The organism is Novosphingobium sp. NFX11 (assembly GCF_057376415.1).
In genome coordinates, this window is sequence record NZ_CP080384.1 from 103,055 (window position 1) to 119,008 (window position 15,954).

The window sequence follows — 15,954 nt, forward strand, 5'->3', positions numbered from 1 at the left end:
CGTTGCTGGGCTTTGCTTACAAAGCGTTCGGATCCCAGATCGTGCTAGGCGGCGGACAACTGGTGCGGGACAATGTCTCGGTCCTGGCGTTGGTCGGTCTGTTGCTTGCCGTCGTCAGTGCGCGGCTAGGTGGGGGCGGGCTCGTCACGCGCGGGCTGGGCGTGAGCATCATCCGCTCGCCATTGCGGCGGGTCCTCTGGCGCGCGATCCTTGCGCAGTGCCCTCTGGTGAACCTGCGTGACGAGGGCTCTGGTCGCAATCTGGTCCGGTTGCTTCCGGGCAAGGCGCAGGCATGTCACGCCGACATGGTGTTCCTGCCGACGGTCGGCGTGCATGCGATCACGCCTGGGCGGGGATTACGACGATGGATCGTCGTGGCACCTTGCGCCGATGCCAGCGAGGGGCGGTCGATAGAGGGTGCAGCGCTTGACGCCGTGGTCGCCGAGGCCCTCCATCGCTTGCCGAACGCGGGGCTGGCCATCGCCTGCCACGATCCGCGTGCAAACATGGATAAGGCCGTTGCTGCCCGCCTGGTCGCGCGCTGGCCGGATCGGGAGATCGTCGTGCTCGACGGTTATGATCTTGCCAGGCTGGTGGAATTGTACCGGGAGGCGGCGCTGGTGGTCACCAATCGCCTCCATGCGCTGATCTTCGCGATCCTGGCGGATGCTCCCGCGCTTGCGGTGGAGGACGGCACCGCCAAAGTGCGGGTGGTCGCCGACCACTTTGCCGTACCTCTAGTGCTTCAGGAGGATCGAACGGCGGTGGCCACTTGTCTGGAGGCGGCGCTGGGATCTCGACCGCGTTCTGCGCGCCCGGACGCGGCAGGATCTCGCCCAGAAAGCAGCACGCAACCTGTGATGCGGCAGCTTACAAACCGCTTTCCTACAGCGAATCGGATGGAACATAAATCGAACATCGGTGCGCTGCGAGTCGTGCCGATCCCTTTCGACATCCAGCCGGAGCATGCCATGTCCGATCCTTTCGAGACTCAATCCGACGCCGCTTTCGCCCCTTCGCGCGCGCCTTACGCGATCGTGCCGAATGATACCGAGCAACTGGCACTGGTGCCCAAGGGCATTTACGTCGGCACCGGCGGCGACATCGTCCTTCGCGGCATCGACGGCACGACCGACGTGATATATCGCAATCTTCCCGATGCCAGCTTCGTTGCCGTGCGCGCCCTTTACGTGCGGGCGACAGGCACCACTGCCGCCGACCTCGTCGGGGAGGCATGAATATGGCCCGCCTCGTTTCCGGCGGCCGCTCCGGCGGCGTCTTCAACCGCGTAAGAACCGTGTCCGGCAGCGGTGCGCTCCTGACGCTCGGGCGCTCGCTCGGTGTCGGCTCGACCTTCACCTTGCGCTCGGGCAGTGATGCCAACCTCCAGCTTTCCGGGAGCAGCCTGATCGCCGCTACTGCCCTTTCGGCGGGAACGAGCCAGGTTGCGCTGATCCGGGAGAGCGTCGGGCTGGGCCAGTCGACGCGAGCGGTGGAGTATGCCGTTACGCTCACCGGTGCGGCATCCGATCCGGTGGAAGGAGCCTGGCTCCCGGCCAATCCCGCGCTTGCGGGCGCTTACGGCCTTGGCAAGCTCGTCGCCGGGTACGATGGACCTGCCCTGCGGGTACGCCGTGCTTCCGATGGTGCCGAGCAGGATATCGGCTTCGCGGGTCAGGCGTTTGATGCCGAGGCCGCGGCTGCCTTCAAGGGCGTGTCCACGCTGGGCGTCGCGGTCGTCTACGACCAGACCGGGCAGGGCCGCCATCTCACGCAGCCAAGCACATCCGCACAACCATCGCTGTGGCTGGGCGAGGGCGGTCCGACCGTCACCAACTACGATACCGACTGCCCGATGCTGATCCCCGCGACCCTGGCGATCCCGCGTGCGGACTGTGCGGTGTTCATGGCCGCACGCACGCCGGGGCAGGCCGCGACTTGCGGCTATTGGGCGTTTGGTTCGACGACCACCGACTATGGCCTCACCAGTCCGCGCACCGCCGGGAACCTGGCGATGCAGCCGATGGTAGCGAGCACCTCGATCCCGGCCACGGCCACCAATGCGCAGGCTTTGGGGGTCGGCAACATGGCCGTGCTCGGCCTCGTGTCGAGCGCATCCAGGCAGGTCGTCCACCGCGACGAGCAGACCGCGACATACCCGGCTGCCGCAGTTGCGATGCTGAACGTCGGGGGTGAGGTCGGTGAGGCGATCGAATACGGCGGGCGCACCGACTGGCGCGGCTTCGTGGTCTACGGGGCGGCTCCGTCCGATGCCGAAGTCACGGGCATCAAGGCCGTGCTCAAGGCGGTATTCGGCACTTGCGAGCCTGCCACGCTGTCGTTCCTCGGCGGAGGCGACAGTATCGTGTTCGGCACCGGGGCGCGAACAACCGCACGATAACGGCGGCCATGCACCATCGCTCGGCGGCCTCGGTGCTGCTGCGCAATATCGGCATCGCCGGGCACCGGCTCGACCAGCATTACAACGATTTCGATACCGTTTCGGCCGCCTATATCACGCCGGGCGTGCCAAACGTCTATTTCGCAGACTACGGTCACAACGACATCAAGACATACGTGACTGACGCCGCGACCGCGATCTCGGCGGTGGAGGCGATGAAGGTCCAGGCGCGGAGCATGGCCGCGCGGCTGCGCATTTACGGATTCTCGATGGTCGTGTGGCAGGAGGCCTATGCCGACACCAGTTTCACCGTGGCGCAGGAAAACGCGCGCGATGCGTGGAATGCCTGGCTGCGCTCGAACCCGGTGGCCGATGACGGTTTGCCTTGCTTCGATGCGGTCGATCTCGTGGCGAGCGATGCGGGCTTCGTGCTGTCCGATGCAGAGACCGATGCAGGGCGCGGTATGGCGATGACCGCGAATTCCTCGGACGGGGTCCATCCGAACGAAGTCCATGCCGGTGCCCGCGCGGCGCACTTGCTGGCGGCATACGAGGCGATCCCGTTCACGCTGAAATATGCCACGCGGCCAGCGCAGCAGGGCCTCGCTTACACGGGTTACCTGCCTCGGCTGGTCAAGGGGACGGGACCTTTCACGTTTGCGTTGGCGTCGGGCTCATCGCCACTGCCGACGGGGCTGTCACTGGATAGCGGGACGGGCGTGATTTCGGGCACGCCGACGGTATCAGGCACGACATCCGGCGTGGTCCTGCGCGTGACGGACAGCCTTGGCGCTGCGGCGCAGGCGAGCTTCAACCTGACCGTCGCGGCATCGGCGACGATCGCGGTGACCGACCAGACCGAGACTTGGAACACTGTCGACGCCACGGCCGTGACCGTCGCCATGCCCGCTGCCGTAAATGTCGGGGACATTCTGGTCGCGGTGATGAGCGTCGATGGTACCGTCACCGTGACGTGGGACAACGCGACGGCAGGCGCATGGACCCAGCGCGCCACCTATGCGGCCAATTCCAATCAGCATCTCCTGACGATCTTCACCAGGACGGCAGACGGCACCGAAGGGGCAAGGTGCTCAACGTGGGACTGTCGGGCTCGCAGCAGGCCGTGACGCGGGTGATGCGGGTGACGGGCGCGAGCGGTGCGGTGGAAATCTCGACTTATGCACGCGGCAATGCCGTCGCCGCCGATCCGCCCGCGCTGACGCCGAGCTGGGGCGGTGCGAGTCTGTATATCGCCGCGCTCGCTCTGGACGGGACGGCGACCATCGCGTCGGGACCGACCGGCTATGCGGGCTTCATGTCGCGCGTATCGAGTGCGAGCGGCCAATCGACCAACGCGACGGCCTGGAAGCTGGCATCGGGGACGGAGGATCCCGCTGCCTACACGATCTCGGCAACCTCGAACTGGGTCACGGCTACGCTGGCGTTGCAGGCCAGCTGACGGATCCGATGCGGCGGGGCGGTCCTCAGGCGGTGCGCAGCGACCGCACCAGGGCGGCCCCGATCAACAATGGCAGGCGGCGGAAGCGGGCCGAAGCGAGCGCGGCGGGCATGACGCTGCACAGGCTCGCCAGCATGGCCGGCCACATCGCTCGCGTCCTATCCCGCGAGATCGCACGGTAGCGTCGGAAGATCTCGCAACCGCGTATAGGCATCCACAACCAGGTGAGGGGGCCGGGTGCCGCCGGTCCGCGCGATCGCGTCAAGTTCCGCGCGGACGGCGGAGCGTTCCTGTTCCTCGACATTTCCTACCGAGAGCGCCGCTTCGTGGCGGCGATAGAACAGGACGTCCACCGGTGGATTGTCGATACGGCCGAACGCTCCGGCGCGAATGAACAGGTCGTAGTCCTCGGCATGGTGGTAGTCGTCGCGGTATCCGCCCATGGCTTTGAGTGCTGCGGCCCGGATCATGATCAGCGGATGCATCGAGACCGCGACGCGCGGCGGAAAGACGGACAGGTCGGTTACTTCGTGACGTCCGCCGCTGGTGCGGGTGCTGGACGAAGTGGGATGGCGATCCGCAACGGCCTGCCCGCCGACGATGACGGTCTGCGGGTTGTCGTCCAGCCAGGCGACCTGGAATGCGAGACGCTCGGGAAAGGACACGTCGTCCGCGTCCATACGCGCGATGTATTCTCCGCGCGAATGGTCGATCGCGGTGTTGAGTGCCGCCACGATCCCGCCATTGGGCTGGCGCACCACCCGGATACGGCCATCGCCTTCCGCCATGCGCGCAAGCAGGACCGGCGAAGCGTCAGTGCTGCCGTCATCGACGATGACGAGTTCAAAATCGGTGAACGTCTGGTCCAGGATCGATCGCACGGCTTCGCGCAGAAACGCCTCACCATTGTAGCACGGCAGGATCACGGAGACGCGGGGAGGCAGCAACCTCATGCCGCTTCTCGCCATGAACGGTCGCTGAGAGCGAGGATGATGTCGAGCAGTTCGGCCCCGGCGCGGGCCCAAGTGAACTGGCGCGCCCTGATATATCCCACATCGACCTTGCTCGCAAAAAGAGGGCCGGCCGGATCGAGCGCGGCGATCGCCTGCGCCCACGATGCCGGATCATCGACGTCTGCATAGAGAACGGCATCACGACATACCTCGGGGACAGCACCGGCAGGCGCCACCACGGCAGGTGTGCCGCAGAGCATCGCCTCCAGTGGCGGCAGGCCGAAGCCTTCCGTGCGGGAGGGACACAGCAGGCACCGTGCGCCGGCGTAGAGCGCGCGCAGGGCCTGGTCATCGCACGAGCCGACGAACACGGCATCGTCCGGAACCGCCAGTCCGGCTGCGACCAGCGCGCCTCGCTGCGCACCCACGACGACCAGCGGCACGCCCGCCGGCGCCTTTTGGGCATAGGCAGCAAAGACCACCGCGTTGTTCTTGTAGGCCTTGGAACTGCCGAACATCAGCGCGTAGCCGCGCGCGGCAAGGCCATGCACGGCAAGCACTGTGTCGTTCGCTGCGTTCTCCAGGATATGGTCCACGCCGTTGTAGAGCACTTGCGTGCGGGTGGCCGGGGAGACGCCCATAATATCGAGCATGCGCCGGGAGTAATCGCTGACGGTCAATACGGTGCTGCTCGACCGGGCCATGCGCGGGGTCAGCAACCGATAGCCCAGGCGCTGGCGGAGCGGGTAGGAACTGTCGGGAAAAAGGAACTGTGCATCGTGAATCAGCGTCACCTTGCGGCGATGGCGCAGCGGCGCAAGGTTGGCGAGGTTCACCAGAACTCCGTCGGCGGCGAGCGTCGGCAGCCTTGCCTGTTCCCAGACTTGCGAGGGTCTTTCATCCAGTTCGCGCACTGCGATGTTGCGCAGCAATGGCTTCCAGTCGCCACTGTGGCGCATCGGCAGCAGCAGTGTCACCCGGGGGCGCCGGGAACGCCCAGACGTGTATCGATCTCCCGGACAAGCCGGTCGGCGACGCGGTGAACGCCATTGAGACCGCCTGCGTAGAACTTCCCGTTGATATATACCGGTAGCATCGACATTCCCGAACAATCGAGCCGCAACATAATATTGCGTTGCAGCGAACTCGACGGTCGATCCTTCGCCTTGCCAAGTTTTAATGGTCGTCGGGTGCCGGCCCATCTTCCCCGTACTGGCCGCGCAAGCCATTCAAGGCGAAGAGAGGGGGCTTCGATGTCGCGGCCTGGTGATGCGATACTGATCAATGGGCGATTCCTCATGCAGCCGGTAACAGGCGTGCAACGGGTCGCGCGCGAACTGGTGTCCGAGATGGACCGGCTGGTGGGCACCGGAGAAACTCCGCTGCATCTGGCGCTTGCCTGCGAACCGGATGCGGACACATCGGACCTGGACTTGCGGCATATCCGGGTGGAACGGCGCGGCGGGGTGAGCGGGCATGCCTGGGAGCAATTCGTATTGCCGCGTATGGTCGCCGATCGTCGCCTGTTGTGCCTGGGAAATACTGCACCGCTTGCGTCGGCGCTGGGCGGGCAGCGCCTGTCGGTGATGATCCACGACGTGTCGTACCTGTCCCTGCCGCGCGCCTATTCCCTGCGCTATCGCGCAGCGCATCGCGCACTGCTGCCGATACTCCTGCGACGTTCCGAACCCCTCTTCACCGTCTGCGATGCCGAGGCGGAGCAGCTGCGCCGCCTGCATCGCCGCACGCACGTCGTTGCAGTGCAGAATGGCGCCTGGACCCGTGACAGGGTCGACCGGACTGCAGGCTATGAGCGGGAGCGCATGGTCCTTTATGTCGGGTCGCTGTCGCGCAGGAAGAATGTGGAACGGGTGATCGAGGTCGCCCAGCACCTTGCCCGGGAAGACGGCGTGCGCACCGTTCTCGTGGGCTCGAGCCATAAGATCCTCGCGCCCATTCGCGCCGGCGTGGCTTCCGATGTAGCGCATATGCTCGAATTCATCGGACAGGTCCCGGATCTAGAGATCCTCGCAGATTATTATCGCCGCGCCGCCTGCCTGCTTTTCCCGTCGCTCTACGAAGCGTCGCCGCTGCCGCCGGTAGAAGCGATGAGCCATGGCTGTCCGGTGATTGCCTCGGCAATCCCGTCGATGACCGAACGCTGCGGTTCCGCCGCGCTCTATTGCGATCCGCTCGACAGCGGGGACATCCTGTCTGCGGTGCGCCGCGTCCTCTACGATCCCGGCAAAGCCGATGCGCTGCGCGAGGCCGGTTTCGAGCGCGTCGCCCGCTTTACCTGGCGCGATCAGGCAAGAAGCCTTCTGGCAGCCATGACCGGGAGTTAATTTGTCCCGTCCAGGAAGCCCGGCAAAGATCGCGTCATGAGCCAAGCGCACGCTACCAATGCCCGTCGCAGGCAACCCGTCCATGGGCTGGACCTCGTGCGCTTTGCGGCGGCGAGCCTTGTCGTGCTCTATCATCTCGGCTTCAAGGCATGGGCGCTGGAAGACAGCAGCTTACATGCAGTTCTAGGCCGTCATCAGGACTTTCCGATCGGCTATGCGTTGAGCTGGTGCGGCTGGATCGGCGTGCAGGTGTTCTTCGTCGTTTCCGGGGCAGTCATCGCCTATTCCGCACGCGGCGTCAGCGCACGCGGCTTTGCGCGCCGCCGCGTGGCCAGGCTGCTGCCGGCGGTGCTCATCGCCGTGGCCATCGCGCTGCCGGTCGCGGTATTCGTGTTCGGCAGCGCACCGGGGCAGGCGATCGTGCTGACTCTGAAGACCTTGGCGTTCGTCCCCTTGGGACCGTGGATCATCGGCCAGTTCTGGACGATCCCGATCGAGTTGGCGTTTTACGCCCTCGTCTGGGCGATCCTTGCATCGGGCGTGCCCGAACGCCCGATGCACGCGCTGGCGTGGCTGCTGGGTGTCGCCAGCGCGAGTTACTGGCTGACCGTGACATTGGGCGTTCGGGGCGCCGGGGGCGGCTTGGTGAACTTTTGCTGCTGCAGCATGGGATATATTTTGCGCTCGGAATGCTCTGCGCGCGGTTGGGCGGCAGCGGCCTCGGGTTACGCCACGTCGGCCTGTCGATTGCCTGCATCTTTGCCGCATCGGTGCAGGTGCGCACGACCGCACAATGGGAGATGGGCGCGCGGGTCGATCTGTCGGCCGGCTGGCCTTGGGCCTATGTGCTGTGGCTTTGCCTGACCGCGATGATCGCGGCGGCATTCCGGTGGCAGGCGCAAGTCGCGACCATCCTGGGGCGCTTCGGCGAAGCGCTGCGCCTTGCAGGGCTGGCTACCTATCCTCTCTACCTCGTTCACATCCACGTGGGCGGTGCGATCCTGCTGCTGACGGCGGAACTGGGCATCATTCCGGCGCTCACTCTCGCATATGCAGGTTCGGTGGTCGTTGCTCTCGCCATCGCCAGATGGCTCGAGCCGCCGCTCCATGCTGCAGTCGATATGGGGCTGCGTCGACTGGGGCGAGGGATGCCGCGTTATCGGCGGACGGGGTAGCCTCCTTTCATAGCGGCTCCAGCGAGGCGGACGCTTCGGATCGTGAAAACTCCCAAGTGTCGTAATGGTTTGATCGCCCCCCGATGAGCCGGGCGCATCGGGGGGCGATATCAGGCCGCCACGCGCTCGGCGCTTGCCGAGCGTGCCCAGGCGACTGCTTCCTCGATGTCCTCGGCGCGGTGCACCAGCGCAGACCCTTGCGTGAACGCATCCAGGAAGCGGGCAATTTTTCCGTAGTGGTTGTCCAGCACGGCATGGGGACGGCCGAGAAGCAGCGAAAGAATATGGACATGGAGTCGGTCGGTGACGATCGCCCGCCCTCGCGCCAGTTGTCGAAATCCGCGCTCGACCCGATGGCGCGCCGCAGCCTCGTAGGCGGATGCACGCGCGCTAGCGGGGAAAGCGAGGTCCACGCGCGCATCACGCCACCGGCCTTGGCGCGGCGCACGGCCGCCGTATCGTCGATCAGCCAGTCCTCGACGGTTGCATGATCGGGAAGCTTGTCGGATTGCGCACGTTCCTTGTCGGTGCGCAGCATGGCGAGCACGTCGATGGAGGGCGCCGCGCCGGATCGCGCCCCCATGGCAAAGGCACTGTCGGGGCAGAGTTCGACCGTGCAGTCGAAATGGCGGCGGGCCAGCTCCAGAGAGGGAACGTCGCGCACCAGCAGGGTGAAGTCGGGGTGCGCGGCGATGATGCGCGCAGTCCGGTCTATCCTTGCCGGGTCGCCATAATGGATCGATTGGGGCAACTGGACGATCCGGCGATCCCGCAACCGCGCGATCACGTCCTCCCGAAATGTCTGGTGATGGTTCCAGATGTCGCCGAAGTTACCTCCTCCATGCAGGAATACGGTGCCTTCAGGCACCGCTGTACGCATCGCCTGTTCGTCGAAATTGTCGAATGCGCAGACGTAGCCGGGGCCTGCGCCACCAAGCGATTTCAGCAGTTGCACTTCACCCAGCCAGATGGCGGAATCTCCGACATTGGCATGGTTTGGAAAGTCCAGAAGTGAGAAACTTGAAGAAGCGTAAGGAGCTATCGTCGTCCACAGTCGTTTTTCGAGATGATCGATTGATGGATTAAAAGAATTTAATCGAGTATTCACGCGATTCAAATCCCAATTACATGAACTGGGTATTGTCTCGCATCTGCGGCAATTCTATTCAAGTCCGTTATGGCAGGGCATCCGGAAATCGCAGGTGGCACTCGTTTGAGCCGGCGCGCCGCCGGTGCCGTGGGGTGGAGCGTGGTCCGTTTCGGTGGAGATCAGGTGTTCGGCTTCGTGGTCTTCGCCGCGTTGGCGCACCGACTGGATCCGGCGACCTTCGGTGTCTTCATCGTCGGTCTCGCCGTGGCGGAAGTGGGCAAGATAGTAGCGCAGGGCGGATTGGTCAGCAGCCTCTACCGTGCGCCAGAGATCACGCCGCGCCTTGCTGACACCGTGTTTTGGGGCAACCTCGGCATGGGAGTTCTGGTTGCGATCGCCTGCTTCGCGCTGCGCCATCCGCTGGCCAATGCCATGGGCAGTCCCGCCGCTGCGCCTGTCATTGCTGCGCTTGGCTGCGTTGTGCCGGTTTCTGCGGCAGGCGCTTCGCATATGAGTCGGACGCTTCGCGCCTTTGGCCATCGTGCGCTGGCGATCCGTTCGTTCGGCGCGGGGCTGATCGGTGGGACGCTCGCGCTGCTGGCAGCCCAGGCGGGGTGGGGGTGTGGGCGCTGGTTGTACAGCGCTTTGCAAGCGAGGCGGTCGGTACGCTCGTTGCCTGGCATGCGTTTCGCTGGCGGCCGGGACTGCACTTCTCGTGGACGACGCTGCGGGCACAATGGCGACTGGGCGTAGGCGTCGCCACTTCGCAATTGTTGCTCGTAGCGCTCAACCGCACGCAGGACATGATCCTGGGGCGAGCGACCGGGCCCGTAGGCGTGGGCGTCTATCGCACGGCGTGGAAGTCGATCGAAGTCGTCGCGCAGGGCGTGATCAGCCCGTTTGCCACTGTCGCGGTGCCGACGCTGGCCAAGCTGCGGCATGACATGCCTGCGTTTCGGCGCGGCTATGTGGAGATGGTTTCGGCCAGCGCGATGGTCGCCTTTCCCGCTATAGCGGGGATAGGCGTGCTCGCCGACGCGCTGATACCCTTGTTGTTCGGCCCGCAGTGGGGCGAAAGCGTGCCGGTGGTGCGGGTACTGTGCCTGCTGGCACCGCCGTTCGCATTGAATTTCTTCGCCGATCCTGCACTGACGGTTCTCGGCAAGGCCGGGATCATGGTCAGGCTGGCCGGGATACAGCTTGCCCTTACCCTGCTGTTCTGCCTTGTCGCGGCGCCATACGGGCTTGTCTGGTTCGCGGTCGCCTACGTCATGCGGGCCTATGTGACGCTCGCGTTGCAACTGGCCCTGCTGCAGCGCGCCACCGGCGTTCTTGCACGAGAGGTGCTGGGCGGGATCGCTCCGGCACTGGGAGCAGCGCTGGTCATGGCGATCGTCGTGTGGGGGACAGGCGATACGATGCCCGTGGAGGGAGATTCCAGGAGCCTGGGTGCCCTGGCTCGCATAGCGTTCCTGGTGACGCAGGGCGGGCTTGTCTACGTGGCCGTCGTTCTGGCGTTCATGGGACGCTCGCGGCGCATGCAACTGGCGGCCTTCCTGCGTCGACTGCGCCTGCAGCGGCAACCGACCTGAAGATTCAGGCCGTAGCCGCCGGGTAAGGCCACGGACCTTGGATGGCAGCCTTCCCGGAACGATGCCTGTCCCCGGGCTTGCCCCCGGTGCGTAACGCGATCGCGCTGCCGGACAGGACTGCGAAGGCAAGCCCGGGATCGCAGCTTGGCGACGACACCGAAGCGACGCCGATAGCCACGACGACCGACCATGCCGCGGCGGCTGCGACGTCGCGATCGCGATCCCCGCTGCGGCTCCAGGTCGATGCCGCGAGCGGGGCGACGGCCCGAACGGCGTGGAGCACGAATGCGCAGGCGCCGACGATGCCGGTCGATCCCAGTATCGCCGTGGCAAGGCTTGACGAGCGGAACGAGCCCGGACCAATGCCAAGCCCGTGCGAGGTGATGAACGCTGTTATCCCTTGCCCCGCCCAGAACAACCGCTGCCTGCCGGAGAAGGATCCGGCTTTGTCCAGCGTCATGTGCTCCAGCAATCGGCGCATCGCTGCCGCAAGAGCAGGTTCGAGCACCAACAGCGCGCTGGCGAGGATACCGGCGGCGATGCCCGCGAGCGACAGCCACGCAAGCCGGTCGAGAGGCAGCAGGCGCGGGGTCGTGAGGGTGCGCAGCGCCATGAGCGCGCCGAACAGCACAAGCCCGACGTAGGCCGTAGATGAAGTGCTGGTGAGCAGGGCGACGGCGAGAAGCAACGCGGCCGCTCCGGTCCAGCGGGGCTCGACGCGGCGCAGCCAGCACTCGAAGGCGAAGACGAACCAGACTACGGCGAAGCTCGCAAAGGAGGACGCTTCGGGCCACAGGCCATTCATTCGCACGAAGCCGCCCCATTCGTGATCGAGCTGCGCGTAATTGTTGTTGCGGAAGAAATGGAAAGCAGCTTCCGCAGGCGTCCCGCGCAGGATGACACCGGCAAAGCCGGACAGCGCATGGATAATGCCGATCACGGCGCCGGTGCGAGCCAGTATGCGCCCGCCATCCGGCCTGTGGCGCATTACTGCGTGGGTCGCCAGCGCCATCACCATCGTGCCGACCATGTACACGGCGGTCGTCAGGTTCTGCGTGGTGAAGCGCAGGGGTTCGGCGGCGAGGATCCGGCCGAGCTGGGTTCCGTACCGGGCGCAGATCTGGCCGCGGAGAGGGGTGACGTCGATCTCCCCGGCAAAGATACGCGGCAGAAGCAGTGCGGCAAGGACGCTGTAAGCGACGAAGACGATCAGCCAGACATTGCCGCGCAACGCCGAGCCGAGATCGGCCGTCCCGACACCTCCGGGAGCCAGGCAGCGCAGCAGCAGGAAACCCAGCGCGAAGTGCGCGGGCGAGACCGACGATCCTCCCAGCGCCGTGAGATTGATCGCTGCCGAGCCGCCCAGCAGCGTCGCGCATATCACCAGCACGAACAGTGCGCGCACCGATCCCAGGATGAACAGGGCGAGCGCGATGATCAGCTCGATCGCCCCGATGAGGGTCAGTTCCATGTCCGTCTCCCCGTCACATTAACGATCGCAGTATCCCGGCGTCGAAGGCGGCGGGGAAAAGCGGCGGGCCTGCAGCATGGCCAGTTCGGGTTCGAAGGAAGGTAGCCAGTCCTCGAACCTCGACACCGCTTCGGTGAGTGCCTCGACGGTCTGCTCATCGAAGAACAGTCCGGTCTGGCGGTCGACGACCGTGTCGAGAGCGCCGCCTTTCCCGAAGGCCAGTACCGGCCGTCCCGAGGCCATGACCTCGACCGGGACGATCCCGAAATCCTCCTCGGCGGTGAAGACGAATCCGCGGCAGCGCGCGTAGTGTCGGCGCAAGTTCGCGAAATCGAGCCGGGGGATGATCGTTACCGTAGGGCCCGCCATGCGGCGCAGGCTCGCGGCCATGGGCCCGTCCCCCACCACGGTCAGTGGCAAGCCGAGGCGGTTGAACGCTTCTACCGCAAGGTCCGGGCGCTTGTAGGGCACCAGTTGGCCCACCCACAGGTAGTTGTCGTCGACTTCGCGGGACAGGGCGAAGAGGTCCACATCGACGGGAGGGTGAACCACGGTCGAAGGCATTCGCCAGGCGCGTTCGATACGGCGCTGAATGAAGTGCGAGTTGGCGACGTAGCGGTCGACGCGCGAGGCGGATGCGACGTCCCAGGTGCGCAGGCGGTGGAACAGGAAGGGCATCACCGCACGGTTCAAAGGCCCGGTCCCTTCGCGATACTGGTGGTAGTGGTCCCACAAGTATCGCATCGGCGAATGGACGTAGCACACGTGAAGAGCGTCGGGATCGGTGATGACGCCCTTGGCCGGGCCGCTCTCGCTGCTGATGACCAGATCGTAGCCGCGCAGGTCCATTTCCTCGAGCGCCATGGGCATGAGCGGCAGGTATTTCTGGTAGTGCCGGCGCGCTCCGGGCAGCTTCTGGATGAAGCTGGTGGTCACCTTGCGCCCGGCGATGGTGCGCGAGACGCGCGCGGGATCGTAGACGTGGGTGAAGATGTCGGCTTCGGGGAAAAGGCGCAGCAGCCGTTCGATTACCCGCTCCCCGCCGCGCATGGTGACCAGCCAGTAGTGCACGATCGCCACCTTGCGGAAGCGCTGGCGGACATGGTGGAGCAGGCTGTCGTCGCCGTCCTCCGAGACCGGGCGCAGGTTAAGCATAGTAGTCCTTGTACGCCTTGTAGAATGCGTTCTCGTCGAGGCCGAACGCGGCCTGCTTGCGCACGTCCACGCGGGTGAGGATTACCCCGGCAAGGCCGACCGCACCTTCCGGCAGCAGCCGGAGAAGCGAGCGGATCGCGGCTTCCGGTGTCCGGCGCCAGCGCGCGGCGATGACGGCGGCGTCGGCCTTGCCCAGCAGCAGCCGGGCATCGGCCATCGGCAGTACCGGCGCGGTGTCCATGATGACGGCGTCGAAGCTCTGCGCGGTCGTAGCGAGCAGGGCGTCCATCGCGGGACCGGTGAGCAGCGCGTGGTCTTCTTCGCGCCCGGCGCTCAGCGGCAGGATCGAGAGCCTTGTACGCGGGTCGGTGACGATCGCGTCCTCCAGCCTGGCATCGCCGCGCAGCACTTCCAGCAGCCCGATGTCGCGCGTGCCGCCGACCCACCGGCTGACGCCCCGTCGCCGCACGTCGCAGTCGATGAGCAGGATCGCGTCCGTGGCCCCGTTTCCGTCGCCCGCCATCGACCGGGCGAGGCACAGGACCACGGTCGTCTTGCCCTCGGCAGGCAAGGCGGAAGTCACCGCTATGATCCGTGGATTCTCGACCGCGAAGGCGATCGAGGCGCGCAAGTTGCGGAATGCCTCCGCGAAGGCCGAGCGTGGCTGATCGACGATTGCCTCAACAGGGGCGGCCAGCGCCCTGCGACCCGTGACCGAAGCCAGTTCGGGGATCGAGCACAAGTAGCGCAGCCCCAGACGCCTCTCGATCTCCTCGCCGGTGGCAAAACCGCTGAACATCAGTTCCGCCGCGATGGCGCAGGCAAGGCCAAGGCCGAGGCCGATCGCGCCGGCCAGCACCATGTTGAGCAGGACGTCGGGGCGGGCCGGCCTGTCGCTGGGCTGTGCCGGATGGAGTACCCGGGCTTCCGGCTGACGGATGCCGATGCGGGCGGCAAGTTCCTTGTAGCGGCCGAGGTAGCTTTCGTAGAGCTGGCGCGAGGCCTGTGCCCGTTGATCGAGGTCCTGGAGGTCGACCATGGCCATATTGTCCCGCCGAAGGGCGCCTTCGGATGCGTGCAGCGAACCAGAGAGCGAAGCCAGGCGACGCTCGGAAACCGCTGCCCGGGCGGAGAGGTTCGACACCACGCGACCAATCTCCTCGGCGATCCGGGCATCCACAGATGCGAGCTGATTGCGCGCGCGAGCGAGGTCGGGGTGGCGCGGGCCGTACTTGCCGGAAAGCGAAGCGATCTCGGCGGCATATGCGGCCTGCTGCTGGCGCAAGGACGCGATCACAGGCGAGCCGAGCGATCTCGCCGACATCCTCGCCGCTCGATCCCGAACCGAGTTGCTGTCGCGCTGTCGCCAGCCGGGCGGCATCTTCCGCTGCCTGCGCGCGGGCTGAAGTGACTTCCTGGTTGTAGGCGGAGATTTCCTGTTCGGTGAGCGAGCGGTCGCTGGTGCTCGGTAGGTCGTGCGCGAGGCGGTAACGGGAAAGCGTGGCGGCGTCGGCGGATGCCTGCGCGCTTGCCTTGTCCATCCGTGCGCCGACTTCGCGCAGGGCACGAGTGTCGGCGGCATCCTTCTCGGTGACGCTGCCTTGCGTGTACTGCGCAGCGAAGGCGTTGGCGATGCGCGCCGCTTCCCGGGCATCCTCGCTCTCGAAACTGATCGAGAGCGTATAGGTCGCGCCGGAGCGGAAGGCGGAGACTCCGTCGGCGACATAGTCAATCGCTGCCTGTCGCGCTTCGGCGCCGCTGCGCCCGTCAGTGGCGAAGCGGCGGGCGAGAGCCAGGCGGTCGACCACGGCCGCGATGTTGGCGCTGGACGTGATGACCTCTACTTGCGTGTCGATCCAGGTCTCGCCCATGCCGCCCTGAGCGGCGAGACGATCCTCTTCGGTCAGGGGGCGATCGGCTCGACTTTCGGGTCGAGCGTGACCTCGGCGGTCGAAAGGTAGGTGGGGGTCTGGGTTGTTGTGACGACAAAGCCAGCGGCGAGTGAAGTCAGGAGCGCTCCCAGTATGATGTGCCATCGACGACGCAGAAAGCCGATCAGGGCGCCGGGATCAATCCGGTCTGTATCGATGGCAAGGGCCGGTCGCGACACGGGAACGAGGGCGCCGGGCGGCGGCGCAAGGACGATAGGTTGATTCACGCTGACACCACCCCTGTTTTCCGGCGGCGCTGCAATGGCCTGCTGGAATCGAGTGCAATTTCGGCTGGTTTGCACTGGGCACGCAAGTAACAGTTGCGCGATTTCAAAAATGTAACGGTTTCAAATTTGAAATTAACGAAGTTAATGGTGAAATA

14 protein-coding genes and 3 pseudogenes are annotated in these 15,954 nt (G+C 65.6%); 10 read left to right on the top strand and 7 right to left on the bottom strand.

From position 1 onward, the window contains the following. Window positions 1–62: 62 nt before the first annotated feature. The 5 genes and pseudogenes from KZO24_RS00535 to KZO24_RS00555 all read left to right on the top strand — a co-directional run. Window positions 63–626, top strand: a pseudogene (locus KZO24_RS00535) (polysaccharide pyruvyl transferase family protein); the annotation flags it as partial. Window positions 627–971: 345 nt separating this feature from the next. Further along, the gene (locus KZO24_RS00540) at window positions 972–1,238 is read left to right on the top strand and encodes a spike base protein, RCAP_Rcc01079 family (RefSeq protein ID WP_417629279.1); all 267 of its coding nucleotides are present in this window, start codon (window positions 972–974) and stop codon (window positions 1,236–1,238) included. A gap of 2 nt (window positions 1,239–1,240) precedes the next feature. Further along, a complete protein-coding gene (locus tag KZO24_RS00545) occupies window positions 1,241–2,401 on the top strand; it encodes an arabinofuranosidase catalytic domain-containing protein (protein WP_486486711.1) in 1,161 nt (386 codons plus the stop codon). Window positions 2,402–2,409: 8 nt separating this feature from the next. Beyond that, complete coding sequence (locus KZO24_RS00550; RefSeq protein ID WP_486486712.1) at window positions 2,410–3,528, top strand: putative Ig domain-containing protein; 1,119 nt, start codon at window positions 2,410–2,412, stop codon at window positions 3,526–3,528. Continuing rightward, window positions 3,498–3,860: a hypothetical protein gene (locus tag KZO24_RS00555; RefSeq protein WP_486486713.1), complete on the top strand. Its 363-nt coding sequence runs from the start codon at window positions 3,498–3,500 to the stop codon at window positions 3,858–3,860. The genes KZO24_RS00550 and KZO24_RS00555 overlap by 31 nt, the downstream gene beginning before the upstream one ends. Before the next feature lie 158 nt (window positions 3,861–4,018). Here KZO24_RS00555 and KZO24_RS00560 read toward each other — a convergent pair whose 3' ends face one another. After that, window positions 4,019–4,813, bottom strand: a complete 795-nt coding sequence (locus tag KZO24_RS00560; RefSeq protein ID WP_486486714.1) for a glycosyltransferase family 2 protein — start codon at window positions 4,811–4,813, stop codon at window positions 4,019–4,021. Continuing rightward, window positions 4,810–5,790, bottom strand: coding sequence for a glycosyltransferase family 4 protein (locus KZO24_RS00565; RefSeq protein WP_486486715.1), 981 nt, complete (start codon window positions 5,788–5,790; stop codon window positions 4,810–4,812). The genes KZO24_RS00560 and KZO24_RS00565 overlap by 4 nt, the downstream gene beginning before the upstream one ends. A gap of 276 nt (window positions 5,791–6,066) precedes the next feature. On the opposite strand from KZO24_RS00565, the gene KZO24_RS00570 reads away from it, so the two are divergent. The 3 genes from KZO24_RS00570 to KZO24_RS00580 are packed head-to-tail and all read left to right on the top strand — an operon-like array spanning window position 6,067 to window position 8,333. Continuing rightward, window positions 6,067–7,158 carry a glycosyltransferase family 4 protein gene (locus KZO24_RS00570; RefSeq protein ID WP_271180919.1) on the top strand — a complete coding sequence of 364 codons (1,092 nt, stop codon included), beginning with the start codon at window positions 6,067–6,069 and terminating at the stop codon, window positions 7,156–7,158. A gap of 36 nt (window positions 7,159–7,194) precedes the next feature. Next, entirely contained in the window at window positions 7,195–8,022 is an 828-nt protein-coding gene (locus KZO24_RS00575; RefSeq protein WP_486486716.1) for an acyltransferase family protein, read from the top strand. Then, entirely contained in the window at window positions 8,004–8,333 is a 330-nt protein-coding gene (locus tag KZO24_RS00580; protein ID WP_486486717.1) for a hypothetical protein, read from the top strand. Before KZO24_RS00575 ends, KZO24_RS00580 begins: the two co-directional genes overlap by 19 nt. Before the next feature lie 110 nt (window positions 8,334–8,443). On the opposite strand, the gene KZO24_RS00585 is transcribed toward KZO24_RS00580, so the two are convergent. After that, entirely contained in the window at window positions 8,444–8,746 is a 303-nt protein-coding gene (locus KZO24_RS00585) for a polysaccharide pyruvyl transferase family protein (RefSeq protein WP_486487197.1), read from the bottom strand. A 203-nt stretch (window positions 8,747–8,949) separates the two neighbouring features. After that, a pseudogene (locus tag KZO24_RS00590) lies at window positions 8,950–9,441 on the bottom strand (polysaccharide pyruvyl transferase family protein); the annotation flags it as partial. A 69-nt stretch (window positions 9,442–9,510) separates the two neighbouring features. Between KZO24_RS00590 and KZO24_RS00595 the strand changes: the two are divergent. Then, window positions 9,511–11,015: pseudogene (locus KZO24_RS00595) on the top strand (lipopolysaccharide biosynthesis protein). A 4-nt stretch (window positions 11,016–11,019) separates the two neighbouring features. On the opposite strand, the gene KZO24_RS00600 reads toward KZO24_RS00595, so the two are convergent. The 3 genes from KZO24_RS00600 to KZO24_RS00610 are packed head-to-tail and all read right to left on the bottom strand — an operon-like array spanning window position 11,020 to window position 14,965. Next, complete coding sequence (locus KZO24_RS00600) at window positions 11,020–12,486, bottom strand: hypothetical protein (protein WP_486486718.1); 1,467 nt, start codon at window positions 12,484–12,486, stop codon at window positions 11,020–11,022. Between the two features lie 18 nt (window positions 12,487–12,504). Further along, window positions 12,505–13,641 carry a glycosyltransferase gene (locus tag KZO24_RS00605; protein WP_486486719.1) on the bottom strand — a complete coding sequence of 379 codons (1,137 nt, stop codon included), beginning with the start codon at window positions 13,639–13,641 and terminating at the stop codon, window positions 12,505–12,507. Beyond that, on the bottom strand, window positions 13,634–14,965 hold the full coding sequence (locus KZO24_RS00610) for an AAA family ATPase (RefSeq protein WP_486486720.1): 1,332 nt from the start codon (window positions 14,963–14,965) through the stop codon (window positions 13,634–13,636). Before KZO24_RS00610 ends, KZO24_RS00605 begins: the two co-directional genes overlap by 8 nt. A 151-nt stretch (window positions 14,966–15,116) precedes the next feature. Between KZO24_RS00610 and KZO24_RS00615 the strand changes: the two genes are divergently transcribed. After that, a complete protein-coding gene (locus KZO24_RS00615; protein WP_486486721.1) occupies window positions 15,117–15,602 on the top strand; it encodes a hypothetical protein in 486 nt (161 codons plus the stop codon). Window positions 15,603–15,954: the final 352 nt, after the last annotated feature.